Below are 12,446 nucleotides of genomic sequence, written 5' to 3'. Positions count from 1 at the left end.
AAAAGCAAAGGGGCCGCCTGGAATCAGGTGGCCCCTTTTTTGTAAAAGCGCACACGGAAAAACGGCAGGATACGGCTTCAGGGTTTTACCCTAACGACTGTGTCTTACCTGCCTTTTTGCCTCGGTTTCCGTGTAATCCGTGTGCCAGATTGTCAGGACTTCCTGCTGAACCGGTACCCCACGCCGCGCACGGTCTGGAAGTAGATCGGCTTGGAAGGCTCGGGCTCGAAGTACTTCCTGAGCCTTACGATGAAGTTGTCCAGGGTCCGGGTCTCGGCGTCGGTGGAGTAGCCCCAGACGCTCTCCAGGATCACCCCGCGCGGGATCGCCTCCCCCTCGCGGTGGAAGAAAAGCGACAGCATCTTCACCTCGAGATCGGTGAGGTCGATCTCCCCCTGCGGGGTCCGGGCCCGGTAGGAGAGCAGGAACACCTCGTTCTCCCCGAAACGGTACCCCTCCTCGACCGGCTCGGGACGGTACCAGGCTGAACGGCGCAGCATCCCCGAGACCCGCAACAGAAACTCCTTGAGGTTGAACGGTTTCACCAGGTAATCGTCGGCACCTCCGGCCAGCCCCGCGATCCGGTCGCGTTCCTCGGAGCGCGCCGTCAGCATGAGGACCGGCACCCGCGAATCCAACCCCCGGATCTGCTTGCAGACCTCGAAACCGTTGATCCCCGGCAGCATCACGTCGAGGATGATCAGGTCGAACCTCTCGATCTTGACCTTCTCCAGGGCCTCCTCACCGCTCTCCACGTGGCTTACCAGGTAACCGTCCTGTTCCAGGTTGAAGGTGATCCCCCGCGCCAGGTGAATCTCGTCCTCGACCAGGAGGATCTGCGGTCTCTCCCCGTTCATCTACTGACCCCTCTGGTGCTGCCCGCCGGGAAGCGGCAGCGTGATGTGAAAGGTGCACCCCTTGCCCATCCCCTCGCTGGCCACCGAGATGCGGCCGCCGTGGGCGTCCACCACCGATTTCACGATGTAGAGCCCCAGCCCGGTGCCCCGGATGTTCTCGCCGGGGTTGCGCACCCGGTAGAACATCTCGAAGACGCGGTCCAATTCCTTCCTGCCGATGCCGATCCCGTTGTCCTGGAAGTCGAGCAGGCAGTGCCGGCCGCTGCGCCGGAGCCGGACCCTGATCTCGGGGGAGACCGGCGAGTAGAGCAGCGCGTTCTCGAAGAGGTTTCTCAGCGCCATCTCCATCCCCTCGCTGTCCACCACGGCGTCGATCCCCGGTTCGATCTCCAGGGTGAGCCGCCCCCCCTCGGGGAGCTCGTTTCGCTTGCGCTCGAGGTACTCCGAGACGAACCGGGAGAAATCGATACGCTTCGCCTTGTCACCCAACTGCCTGAACTCGATGCGGGTAGCCATCAACAGGTTGCTGATCAGGTGGTTCAGCCGCTCGGTGTCCGAGAGCATGGTGTCCAGAAAGGTGTTCAGCTTCTCCTTGGGGAGTTCGCGCAGCTTCGCGGTCTCCAGGTGCAGCTGGATCGAGGCGAGCGGGGATTTCAGCTCGTGGGTGAGCTGCGAGATGTAGGTGCGCTGCTGCAGGTAGAGCTTCGCCTGTCGGCGCCAGTAGAGAAAGATCACGTACACGCCGGCCAGGATGACCAAGAGCATCAGGAGCCCCTCGACCAGGACCACCCACTCGACACCCTTGGCCACCAGCTCCGGCTTGTAGCGCAGCGCGAGTTCCCGGAACTCCTTGCTTCTTCCGATGAACCAGTAGATCCAGAAGACCACCACGCCCACCCAGACGAGCTGGATGCCGATCAATGCTATCAAGGGACTAGACAACTTACGGTGTATTCTCATGATCCATCCCATAGCATCGCGATAGTGTTTTTGCAAGGGGTATTCTGGAGGTTTGCGCTACTGTCTTTTTACATTTCTATTACAAAAGCTGACGGCGTTATCTGATAATGTCTACACTACCGAATTACGCCAGGAGGTAGTCATGTTCAAGCCGTTGCGCATTGGTAAACACGAGGCACGTTTCCCGCTGGTACAGGGGGGGATGGGGGTACGCATTTCCGGTGGTTCGCTGGCCGGTCATGTGGCGAAATGCGGCGGTGTGGGGCTGGTGGCCTCCCCCGGCATCACTCTCAACAGCGGTCTCTACAACGGCAGGAACTACCTGCAGACCAACGCCCTGGCGCTCAAAGCGGAGATCAAGAAGGCCTACGAGATCGCCCCGGACGGCATCATCGGCGTGAACGTCATGGTGGCGCTCACCGATTTCGAGGAGTTGGTGGTCGCCTCGGTCGAGGCTGGTGCCAAGGTGCTGGTCTGCGGTGCCGGGCTTCCCATGACCCTGCCGGGGCTTACCGCCCACGCGCCGGACGTGGCGCTGGTCCCCATCGTTTCCTCGGTGCGGGCCGCTCAGCTCATCGCCAAGAAGTGGGACAAGGCCTATAACCGTCTCCCCGATGCCGTGGTGGTGGAAGACCCCGACACCGCCGGCGGTCACCTGGGCGAGAAGCTGGAGAACATCGGTAACGGCGACTACGACCAGTATGCGACTGTGCGCGGTGTGAAGGAGTTCTTCCGCAGCGAGTACGGCCTGGAGATCCCAATCATCGCCGCCGGCGGCATCTGGGACCGCGCCGACCTTTTGCATGCGCTGGCCGAAGGGGCCGATGCCGTGCAGATGGCGAGCCGTTTTGTCCCGACCGTTGAGTGCGACGCCGAAGAATCCTACAAACAGGCCTACCTGGACTGCAAGAAGGGGGATATCGGCCTCATCATGAGCCCCGCCGGCCTCCCAGGGCGCGCCATACTTACCAACCAGGCCGACATCGTCGGTTACGACCAGGACAACGCCACGGTCTGCAGGATGGGGTGCCTCAAGAAGTGCAGCTACAAGGAGAGCGGCGAGCGCTTCTGCATCATAAGCGCCCTGGACCGCGCGCAGCGCGGCGAGGTGGAGACCGGCCTGATCTTCTGCGGCACCAACGCCTGGAAGGCGGACCACATCGGCACGGTGCAGGAGATCTTCGACGAACTGTTCGCGGAAACCGCCGCGGCTAGCGAGGAGTGCCACCAGGCCGCCTGATCACACCAATTAATTCCGAGTACCAAAGCCGTCTCAGCCATCGCTGGGGCGGCTTTTCTCGTTCCGGGGAAAAGCTCTTGTCAAGGCAAAGGTGATGTGATATATCAAGCAAACTTGATTTAACCTTTCCGCCAAAGTTGATATTGCCATGCTCGAACTCTTCAAAGCACTAGCCGATCCCTGCCGCCTGCGTCTCACCGGCGTCTTGTTGGCCGGCGAGTTCACCGTGCAGGAACTGACCCGGATCATGGACATGGGGCAGTCGCGCATCTCGCGGCACCTGCGGATCCTGACCGAGGCGGGGGTCTTGTCGGTGAAGCGGCAGGGGACCTGGAGTTACTACCGGGCGGGCGAGGATAACACCTTTTTCTGCGCGATACGCCCCAGCTTCGAGCGCGAGCTGGAGCTGCTCCCCGAGCGCGCCAGGGATCTTGCCAAACTGGCGACGGTTTTGGAGGAGCGGCACCGGAAGAGCCTCGAGTTCTTCGAAGGCCACGCCCGCCAGTGGGACTCGCTTACCCGCACGTTGTTGCCGGTGCCGGAGTACCAAGAGCGCCTGCTCGGGCTGATCCCGCAGGTCTCCCGGCTTCTGGAGATCGGTGTCGGGACCGGGGCGCTGCTCCCTGCACTGGCGGGGAAGGCGCAGCGGGTGATCGGCGTCGACCATTCGCCGGCCATGCTGGAGGAGGCCCGGCGCCGGATGCTGGCCGAGGGACAGGACGGGATCGAGCTGCGCCTGGGCGAGATGACTCACCTGCCGCTCTCCGATGCCGATACCGGTTGCGTGGTCGCCAACATGGTGCTGCACCACGCCGCCAACCCGCTGGCGGTTCTGCAGGAGATGGTGCGGGTCCTGGAACCTGGGGGATGCGTGATCCTTGCGGACCTCGCCCGGCACGAGCGCGAGGTGGCACGCGAGCAGCTGGCCGATCAGTGGCTGGGGTTCGAGGACGCTGAACTTGCTGCCTGGTTCGGCGCTGCTGGGCTGGAACAGGTGGAAATCGTGCGGGTGGCAGCACAGCCCGGGCAGGAAGACGTCCTGCTGGTGCGGGGACGGAAACAGGGATAACAGCAAACCAGGGACAACAGGGATTAATGGGATGAAGGGGATAAACCTCTGTAAACTCATTGCCTGAAACAACCGATACTTCATTGAGCAGCACTAAACCGTAGGCCGGACCGGGCTAGGATCATGCACCTTTCACCCCGTCCGGGAGACTTTTACCTCGTTACAAGGAGAGCACCATGTCGCAGAAAACGGATTACATCATCAAGGACATCACCCTGGCAGCCTGGGGCCGCAAAGAGATGAAAATCGCCGAAACCGAGATGCCGGGACTTATGGCCATCCGCGAAGAGTACGCCAAGAGCCAGCCGCTCAAGGGTGCCCGGATCGCCGGATCGCTGCACATGACCATCCAGACCGCCATGCTGATCGAGACGCTGACCGCGCTGGGCGCCGAGGTCCGCTGGGCCTCCTGCAACATCTTCTCGACCCAGGACCACGCAGCCGCAGCCATCGCCGAGGCCGGCATCCCTGTCTTTGCCGTGAAGGGCGAGACGCTTCCCGAGTACTGGGACTACACCCACAAGATCTTCGAGTGGCACGACGGCGGCGCCCCCAACATGATCCTCGACGACGGCGGCGACGCCACGCTGCTCTTGCACCTGGGCTCTGACGCCGAGAAAGATCCCTCGGTGCTCGCCAACCCGACCTGCGAGGAGGAAGAGGTCCTCTTCGCCGCCATCAAGAAGCGCCTCGCCGAGCAGCCTGGCTGGTACTCCAAGACTGCGGCCTCCATCAAAGGGGTGACCGAGGAGACCACCACCGGCGTACACCGTCTGTACCAGATGCACGCCAACGGGAAGCTCAAGTTCCCGGCCATCAACGTGAACGACTCGGTCACCAAGTCCAAGTTCGACAACGTCTACGGCTGCCGCGAGTCCCTCATGGACGGCATCAAGCGCGCAACCGACGTCATGGTGGCCGGCAAGGTCGCGGTGGTCTGCGGCTACGGCGACGTGGGCAAAGGGTGCGCCCAGGCGATGCGCGGGCTGCAGGCCCAGGTCTGGGTGACCGAGGTCGACCCGATCTGCGCGCTGCAGGCGGCGATGGAAGGGTACAAGGTAGTCACCATGGAGTGGGCAGCCGACAAGGCCGACATCTTCGTTACCACCACCGGCAACATCGACGTCATCACCCACGACCACATGAAGGCGATGAAGCACAACGCCATCGTTTGCAACATCGGCCACTTCGACAACGAGATCGAGGTCGCCAAACTGAAGCAGTACCAGTGGGAGAACATCAAGCCGCAGGTCGATCACGTCATCTTCCCGGACGGCAAGCGCATCATCCTCTTGGCCGAAGGGCGCCTGGTGAACCTAGGCTGCGCCACCGGCCACCCCTCGTACGTGATGTCCTCCTCCTTCGCCAACCAGACCCTGGCGCAGATGGAAATCTTCTGCAACCCGAGCAAGTACCCGGTCGGCGTCTACACCCTCCCCAAGGAGTTGGACGAGAAGGTAGCGCGCCTGCAGCTTAAGACCCTGGGCGCCATGTTGACCGAGCTCAGTGACGCGCAGGCCGCCTACATCGGCGTGAAGAAGGAAGGTCCCTACAAGTCCGAGCACTACCGCTACTAGTAGCCGCCGGCATCAACACGAAAGGGCGCCCGGCACTATGCCGGACGCCCTTTTTTTGCCACGGAGGCACGGAGAACACGGAGAACACCAAAGGCTTGTGATCAATAATCCGTCAGAGGTCTGTTATGCCGCGCGACCCGTTTTGGATTCTCCTCTCCGTATTTGACGTTAGCAGTTCTCCGTCTCTCAATGGTTAACGTCCCAGATTTTGTTCGTTTGGTTCTCTCCGTGAACTCCGTGTCTCCGTGGCCAACGTCTCAGGTCTCTGTGCGTCTGTTTTGGCCGTGAACCCGTGTCTAATCGCCTTGCTACTCTCTCCCGTCTTTCGCGTCCTTCTTTTTCTCCCCCCGGTCCCCGGAGGTACAGGCCGGCGACATTCAGGTTTCAATCCCGAAGCGCGGCAGGATGTACTTTTGCAGTACCACCCAAAACACCACAACCCCCACCAGAATCAACAGATCTCGCATCGTGTTTCCTCCCTCGCGAACTATACTCGATATTCAGGAAGGAGTATATCCAAAAAAACAAATATAGGAGGAGGGGGGGCGTCGGGCGCGTAAAGCGGAGAAAATAAGTCCTATTTGCTCATAAAAAACAAAGCATTGTGGCACATTTTCTTACGCTCATAGTATGGACGTAATTAAAAAATGTTGTATAGTGTGAGCGGTAAGGTTAGAATGCGCACATCTTGGTACTGCATTTCCGAAATGGGGCTACCTATGATACCGAACCCGCACCCGTTGGATCACCAGACAGCACGCCACGGCACCCAGTGGAAAGCTTTACAGAGAGAACAGCAGTTCCGGGCCCTGATAGAGCAGACCAGTGACTGGATCTGGGAGGTTGATAGGGAGCTGCGGTACGTTTATGCCAGTCCCAAGGTCTACGACCTGCTCGGCTACACCCCGGAAGAGGTGCTGGGGAGGACTCCTTTCGACTTCATGCCGCTTGAGGAGGCACTGCGCATGCGGGAAAAGATCAACCACCTCTTGCAGCATCCTCAACCGTTCCAGGGCGTGGAAAACCTGAACCTCCACAAGGACGGGACCCTGCGCACCCTGGAGACCAGTGGGGTGCCGATCCTCGACCCGCGGGGACGGCTCATCGGGCTGCGCGGCATCGACCGCGACATCACCGAGCGCAGGAAGGTGCAAGAGGCTCTCAAGGCTGCCCTGGCGCGCTCCTCTCGGGAACAGGCGCGTTCCGAGGCGATCATTGCGGCGCTCGGGGAGGGGCTCGTCATCGTGGACCGCGAGTTCCGCATCCTCTACCAGAACCAGATCCTGGTCGAACTCACCGGCAACACCCAGGGAGAACACTGCTACCTCGCCATGGGGCAGTGCCCCACGGTCTGCGACAACTGCCCGGTGGCCCAGACCTTCCTGGACGGTGAGATCCACACCGTGGAAAAGGCAGAGGTCCGGGAGGGGCGCACCGTCTACCGAGAGCTCACGGCGTCTCCGCTGCGCGACGAGTCGGGACGGATCATCGCCGGCATCGAGCTGGTGCGCGACATTACCGAGCGCAAGCTCGCGGAGCAGGCTCTTAAGGCGAGCGAGCGGCAGATGCGGGAAGTGCAGCGCATCGCGCAGCTGGGGAGCTGGCAGTTCGACTACGAGACCGGAACGTTGGTCTGGTCCGACGAGATCTACCGGATCCTGGGGCTCGATGCACAGCAGATCCCGGCGAGCCACCAGGTCTTCCTGCAGGCGGTCCATCCCGAGGACCGGGAGATGGTGGCGGAGCGCTACCGCAACTCCCTCGAGTTTCCCTGCGACGGGTACGAGACCGAGCACCGGATCGTGAGGACCTCCGACGGTGCCGTGCGCTACCTGCACCAAAAGTGCGAGCACCTGCGCAACCACATCGGAAAGGTGATCCGCTCCTACGGGATGGTGCACGACATCACCCCGCACAAGGAGGCGGAACGGCGCATCAAGGCGCTGAACACGGACCTCTCGTCGCGGGCCTTGGAGCTGGAGCGGGCCAACAAGGAGTTGGAGGCCTTCAGCTATACCGTCTCCCACGATCTGCGCGGCCCGCTCACCAACATCAACAGCTACTGCCAGGCCATCGCCGAACTGGCTGCGGAGAAGCTGGACGACCAGTGCCGCAGCTTCCTTGCCAACGTGCTCCAGGAGATCCGGGGGATGGATGGCCTCATCACCTCGCTTTTGAACCTTTCCCGTTTCGCCCACGTGAAGCTGCACACCACCCGGTTCGACCTGAGCGACATCGTAGGCGCCATCGCCGCAGAGCTGCAGATCCACTACCCGGACCGGCAGGCCAGCTTCGAGATCGAGGAGGGGGTGATGGTGTCGGGGGACGAGAAGCTGCTGAGGGTGGCGCTGAAAAACCTGGTGGGGAACGCCTGGAAGTTCTCGGCGCGCCGGGAGCACCCCGTGATCCGTTTCGGGATGAAGCGGGTGCAGGGGAGGCGGGTCTACTACGTAAGCGACAACGGCATCGGCTTCGAGATGCAGCAAAGCGACAAGATCTTTGCAGTCTTCAAGCGGCTGCACCCAAGCGAGGAGTTCGAGGGGTTCGGGGTGGGGCTTACCACGGCGCAGACCATCATCGAGCGGCACCACGGCAGGATCTGGGCCGAGGGAGAGCCGGGGAGGGGGGCGACCTTCTACTTCACCCTGCACGAAAGGACCGCTCCCGCTGGAAACCGGTAAGCGCGGCTCGACCTTGGGGCCGGGTCTACAGATCCCCGGTCATCTGCTGCAGGGCGTAGAGCTTCGGGTTCACCTTGGCGACGCACGCGATCAGCTCGCGCAACCGGTCCTCGTCCAGTCCCACCTCTTCATCGATCCCCTGGAAAAACGGATACCCCTTGGGAAGCGGCGTCAGCGCCCCATCCTTGAGGAGCATGGCGTCGACCATGTCGTTCACCCGGCCCTGGGCCTCCCAGGGGTCGCGGTAGTTGAACTGGCGCGCCACCACGTGCAGCCCCATGCCGTTTTCAAAGATGGCTTTCACCTCGAAGGAGAACTCGCGGGGGGCGCTGTAGTTCTCGCTGCGCCCGCTACGCACCATCACCTCGGCTCCCGCCTCCCTGAGCAGCTCGCCCACCGATTCGGCCGTCATCGGCTTGTAGATATCCTGATCCATCCGTCATACCTCCAGTCGTAGCTCGATCCCCCAGGGGACCGGTTTCTCCCCGGCCCCGGTGAGGACCCACAGCGTGGGAAATTCCATCTGCTCGGGCGCCGGCCCGATCCCGTCGGTCAGGTAGATGACCGCGGCGGGGAGCGGGTGCAGGGTCTTCGCGTACTCGAACACCGGCCTGAGGTCGGTGAAGCCGCCGCCGTCGTGGCGCTCCAGCACCGCGGGGGCTCCCTTGAGTACCTCGATGCGCTGGATGCGGCTGTTGGCGTAGAGCACCGTGAGGGTGGCGTCGCGCCCCTTGGCGATCTGCAAAAGCTCCCGGGCGAAGGCCTCGCGCAACTCCACGATGTTGGTGGAGTCGCTCACGTCCACCCCGACGAGCAGGTTCAGCCTGCGCCGCTTGCGGATCCCCGGGGTGTCGTGGCCGAAGCGGCGGTGCTCCCGCATCCAGGTAGTGGTGCGGCCGGTGCGCCCCGCGGTCGCCACGAACTGGCGCAGCACCTGGCGCCAGGGGATGGGCGCCGGCCGCAGGAGGGCCTCCACCACCGCGCGCACCTCTTCGGGCGCCTCGCCGTCGCTGCCGCGCAGGCTCTCCCGGGTGATGGAGCGCACCATCTCTGCACCAAGGCCGAAGGGGGTGCTGTCCGCCTCGTCCCAGAGCGCGTGGTCATCCAGGGTTTCGCCCAGCTTTGGGGTGTCGCCGCTCCCCTGCGCCCCTTCCGCCTCCTGGTCGGCATCGCCGAAGCCGCTCCCCGAGAGGTTTCCCAGGTCGAAGCGGCAGGAGAGCCGGGCGTAGTACTCCTCGGCGGCAAGGCCGTCGGGTGCGCCGTAATCCGCAGGGTACACCGCGCCGGGGGGGAGCTCGCCGAGCCCCGGATTGATCGCCAGGTCGCAGGAGATGTCCCAGTCGTGGCGGTTGCGCTCCTTGCGGCGCAACGGATGCAGGTGCAAAAGGTGCTTCACCAGGTGTTCGAGCAGGTGGCACTGCTGCTGCGGCGGGAGCGCCTCGAGGAAGGGGGGATCGACCGCCAGGATCGGGATGCCGTCGCGCACGGTGATGCCGGCGGGCTTGCCCTCCAGGGGGCGCTCCTCGCGGCGCAGGTTGAGCAGGAAGTGCCCGTAGAAGGGGCGCTCGCGCAGGAGCCGGACCACCGCGTTTTCCAGGGTGTGAGCCACTCTTCAGCGCGCCTCCTGGGAGATGGCCTCGACCGCGTCGTAGATCACGCCGTCGTACTTGTCCTGGACCAACAAAAGGGCGACCTTGGGGATGCGCAAGAGGGCCTTCACCAGGGCAAAACAGAGGTCGCGCGGCAGGACCGCGATGTAGTTCACCAGGTTCTGTTCCTGCTCCGCGGTGAGGGTAGGGGAGGCGGCAAGGGTGGCGGTCAGGTCGTTGATGGTGGCCGCCTGGACGTCGTCGCGCTGGGCCCGCGCCCGCTCGGCCACCTCGCCCCACTGGTCCAGGATCTCGGCGGCGCTCAAGGGGCGCCCCTTGTGGTCGGCAAGCCAGCGCATGAACATGATGGCGGCCTCCTTCCCGACGATCCCCGCGTAGACCTCCATCTCGAGGTCCGCGGGAAAGCGGCAGCTCTTGCGCAGGGTGCTCACCATCTCCCAGCCGCGCTCGCTCGGTTCCACCAGCAGGTCCATCGGGGCGCCCTGGCGGGCCAAGAGTCCCGCGTTCCCCGCCAGAAAGCGCCTGACCTCGCCGGAGAGTTCCCGCTCCGCCGCATAGCGCGCCCAGCACTGGTAGTCGGTCTCCACGTAGAGCATCACCATCCGGTCGATGAGGGCGCGGTCCAGGGTGGCCACCTGGTAGCTACCGTCGGGCGGGTTGATGCTCACCACCACCTTGTGGCGCCGCGCCAGGGTGTGGGTGTGCAGGGCGCGCAGGCGACCCTCGGCCGGAGGCTCGACGAACTGGAAGATCGCCTGCAGGGTGTCCTCCTGCTGGGCCCGGTTCAGCTCGTCGCAGTGTACCACCGTGGGCTGGTCGTCGTCCCAAGGGAGCCAGGAGGGGCGCGACCAGTGCATGGTCTCCCCGTCGCGGAACGGAATCCCCACCAGGTCGCCGACCTCCATCTGTCCCAGGCGCAGGGAGACGTAGCGCCGGTCCAGGTCCCGGCAGGCCTGGATGATCCCGGCGGTCTTCCCGACACCGCGGTGCCCGACCACGCAGGGGGTTAGATCGGTCTTGGAGAGGATCTCCTTCACGACGAGCTTCATCTGTTCGACGTTCATCTGCAGCTACCGCCTTTGCTGAGAAAATCCCGCAACCGCCCGGACTGCCTGGAGTCGGGCCGCCGGCACGGTCAATCGGATAATATTGGTCGGATTATCTTACACACATTTCCCGGGACAGGAAAGGGGGAAATTGTCAACCAAAGGGGAGGGGAGAAAAAAGGGGGCAGGAACCTCGGGACGGCGGCGTCCGGCTGCTCCGGAGCGACGGGCGGCAGCAGTCCCGACAGCGGTGCCTATCTGGTGAGGGGGTTAGATGCGGTTCGCCTCGTTTTTGTGGTAGATCTCGAAGAAGACCACGCTGTTGTCCTGGACCTGCTGGCAGAACCCGCACTTGTCCTCGAACTTTTTCCCTTCCTTGCGGCAGAGCTCGCACCAGTGGTAGATGAGGCGGTAGTCGCGCCTCCCCACGTACTTCTTGAGCCGGCCCTGGAAGGCGCCGTGCATCCAGCCGTCGGCGTCCCCGGGATTTTTAAGCAGCCTGTCGATGACACCGAGGATGCGCGCATGGCCGGGAGGGTCGTGCTTCTCGATCTTGCTGAGCCTCGCGGCGAAGTTGGGGGTTGGGAAGTAGTGGAATTCCTGCATCGCTCCTCCTTGAGACCTAAAACCGCAAGGTCACACTGCCAAAGCCAGCTTCTTGCACTATGTAGCACATTTCAAAGATATGGTGAAGCCGGAGTTTCCGCAGAGGAACAGAAAACTGTCTGCACCGCTCTCAGTGAAAGATGCTGTCAGTGCAGCTGAATGAGTGAAAGCAAAAAACAGGTTGACACCAGGCGGTACGGCCGTTATTATGACATCCACTTTCAACTGGAGCTCTCATGAAACGTGCCAAGAAAAAAGTCTTCACCGACTTCATGACCCAGCGGGGCCTGAAGTCGACGAAGCAGCGCGACCTCATTCTGGATGCCTTTCTCTCCTCGGACCGCCACTTGAGCATCGAGGAACTCTACCTGAAGATCCGGGCCAAACACCCCAACATCGGTTACGCCACCGTCTATCGCACCCTGAAGCTCTTCGCCGAGGCGGGCATTGCCCGCGAGATGCAGTTCGGCGACGGCCAGACCCGCTACGAGCACGTCGGGGAGGGGGAGCACCACGACCACCTGGTCTGCACCAGGTGCGGCAGCATCGAGGAGTTCGAGAACGAGACGATTGAACAGCTGCAGACCGAGGTTGCCGCCAGCCGCGGTTTCCTGATCGAACGGCACCGCCTGGAGCTCTACGGCCTGTGCGGCAACTGCAGGAAGTGACCTCACCGGGCTCCATCCTGTCACAAAATCACCCAGTTCAATGAAAAATGCCCTGCACCTTCGTGTTGCAGGGCGAACCGATCCCGAAGCAGGAAAAGGGATCGGGGCTGTGCTTTCAGGTGTGTGTGAAAG

The 12,446-nt window shown here is 62.8% G+C and carries 11 protein-coding genes; 5 read left to right on the top strand and 6 right to left on the bottom strand.

Going from position 1 to position 12,446, the window contains the following annotated elements; genetic code table 11:
* Positions 1–152 precede the first annotated feature (152 nt).
* On the bottom strand, positions 153–857 hold the full coding sequence (locus GMST_RS08500) for a response regulator transcription factor (RefSeq protein WP_183354216.1): 705 nt from the start codon (positions 855–857) through the stop codon (positions 153–155).
* Positions 858–1,817, bottom strand: coding sequence for a sensor histidine kinase (locus GMST_RS08495; RefSeq protein ID WP_183354215.1), 960 nt, complete (start codon positions 1,815–1,817; stop codon positions 858–860).
* 142 nt (positions 1,818–1,959) lie between these two features.
* Here GMST_RS08495 and GMST_RS08490 point away from each other — a divergent pair, with 142 nt between their 5' ends.
* From GMST_RS08490 to GMST_RS08475, 4 genes are all read left to right on the top strand, one after another.
* Positions 1,960–3,057, top strand: coding sequence for an NAD(P)H-dependent flavin oxidoreductase (locus GMST_RS08490; protein ID WP_183354214.1), 1,098 nt, complete (start codon positions 1,960–1,962; stop codon positions 3,055–3,057).
* A 148-nt stretch (positions 3,058–3,205) separates the two neighbouring features.
* Entirely contained in the window at positions 3,206–4,126 is a 921-nt protein-coding gene (locus GMST_RS08485) for an ArsR/SmtB family transcription factor (RefSeq protein ID WP_183354213.1), read from the top strand.
* Between the two features lie 176 nt (positions 4,127–4,302).
* A complete protein-coding gene (gene ahcY / locus GMST_RS08480; protein ID WP_183354212.1) occupies positions 4,303–5,703 on the top strand; it encodes an adenosylhomocysteinase in 1,401 nt (466 codons plus the stop codon).
* Between the two features lie 719 nt (positions 5,704–6,422).
* Positions 6,423–8,384, top strand: a complete 1,962-nt coding sequence (locus GMST_RS08475) for a PAS domain S-box protein (RefSeq protein ID WP_183354211.1) — start codon at positions 6,423–6,425, stop codon at positions 8,382–8,384.
* A 25-nt stretch (positions 8,385–8,409) separates the two neighbouring features.
* Here GMST_RS08475 and GMST_RS08470 read toward each other — a convergent pair whose 3' ends face one another.
* The 4 genes from GMST_RS08470 to GMST_RS08455 all read right to left on the bottom strand — a co-directional run bounded on the left by GMST_RS08470 (position 8,410) and on the right by GMST_RS08455 (position 11,646).
* On the bottom strand, positions 8,410–8,820 hold the full coding sequence (locus GMST_RS08470; RefSeq protein WP_183354210.1) for a hypothetical protein: 411 nt from the start codon (positions 8,818–8,820) through the stop codon (positions 8,410–8,412).
* Between the two features lie 3 nt (positions 8,821–8,823).
* Positions 8,824–9,993 carry a vWA domain-containing protein gene (locus GMST_RS08465; protein ID WP_183354209.1) on the bottom strand — a complete coding sequence of 390 codons (1,170 nt, stop codon included), beginning with the start codon at positions 9,991–9,993 and terminating at the stop codon, positions 8,824–8,826.
* Between the two features lie 3 nt (positions 9,994–9,996).
* Positions 9,997–11,058, bottom strand: a complete 1,062-nt coding sequence (locus GMST_RS08460) for a hypothetical protein (protein ID WP_183354208.1) — start codon at positions 11,056–11,058, stop codon at positions 9,997–9,999.
* A gap of 252 nt (positions 11,059–11,310) precedes the next feature.
* Positions 11,311–11,646: a toxin gene (locus GMST_RS08455; RefSeq protein ID WP_183354207.1), complete on the bottom strand. Its 336-nt coding sequence runs from the start codon at positions 11,644–11,646 to the stop codon at positions 11,311–11,313.
* A gap of 236 nt (positions 11,647–11,882) precedes the next feature.
* Here GMST_RS08455 and GMST_RS08450 point away from each other — a divergent pair, with 236 nt between their 5' ends.
* Positions 11,883–12,314 (top strand): Fur family transcriptional regulator, encoded by a 432-nt coding sequence (locus tag GMST_RS08450; RefSeq protein WP_183354206.1) that lies wholly within the window; start codon positions 11,883–11,885, stop codon positions 12,312–12,314.
* Positions 12,315–12,446: the final 132 nt, after the last annotated feature.

It is taken from the genome of Geomonas silvestris (assembly GCF_014193515.1).
Classification (GTDB): domain Bacteria; phylum Desulfobacterota; class Desulfuromonadia; order Geobacterales; family Geobacteraceae; genus Geomonas; species Geomonas silvestris.
The sequence above is the reverse complement of the archived record's forward strand: the minus strand, read 5'-3'. Positions and strand labels throughout refer to the sequence as shown.

Excerpts from the sequence above, each read along its gene's own strand:
- GMST_RS08495 (WP_183354215.1), bottom strand. The coding sequence starts at position 1,817 with ATGAGAATACACCGTAAGTTGTCTAGTCCCTTGATAGCATTGATCGGC.
- GMST_RS08475 (WP_183354211.1), top strand. The coding sequence starts at position 6,423 with ATGATACCGAACCCGCACCCGTTGGATCACCAGACAGCACGCCACGGC.
- GMST_RS08500 (WP_183354216.1), bottom strand. The coding sequence starts at position 857 with ATGAACGGGGAGAGACCGCAGATCCTCCTGGTCGAGGACGAGATTCAC.
- GMST_RS08470 (WP_183354210.1), bottom strand. The coding sequence starts at position 8,820 with ATGGATCAGGATATCTACAAGCCGATGACGGCCGAATCGGTGGGCGAG.
- ahcY (WP_183354212.1), top strand. The coding sequence starts at position 4,303 with ATGTCGCAGAAAACGGATTACATCATCAAGGACATCACCCTGGCAGCC.
- GMST_RS08485 (WP_183354213.1), top strand. The coding sequence starts at position 3,206 with ATGCTCGAACTCTTCAAAGCACTAGCCGATCCCTGCCGCCTGCGTCTC.
- GMST_RS08490 (WP_183354214.1), top strand. The coding sequence starts at position 1,960 with ATGTTCAAGCCGTTGCGCATTGGTAAACACGAGGCACGTTTCCCGCTG.
- GMST_RS08450 (WP_183354206.1), top strand. The coding sequence starts at position 11,883 with ATGAAACGTGCCAAGAAAAAAGTCTTCACCGACTTCATGACCCAGCGG.
- GMST_RS08460 (WP_183354208.1), bottom strand. The coding sequence starts at position 11,058 with ATGAACGTCGAACAGATGAAGCTCGTCGTGAAGGAGATCCTCTCCAAG.
- GMST_RS08455 (WP_183354207.1), bottom strand. The coding sequence starts at position 11,646 with ATGCAGGAATTCCACTACTTCCCAACCCCCAACTTCGCCGCGAGGCTC.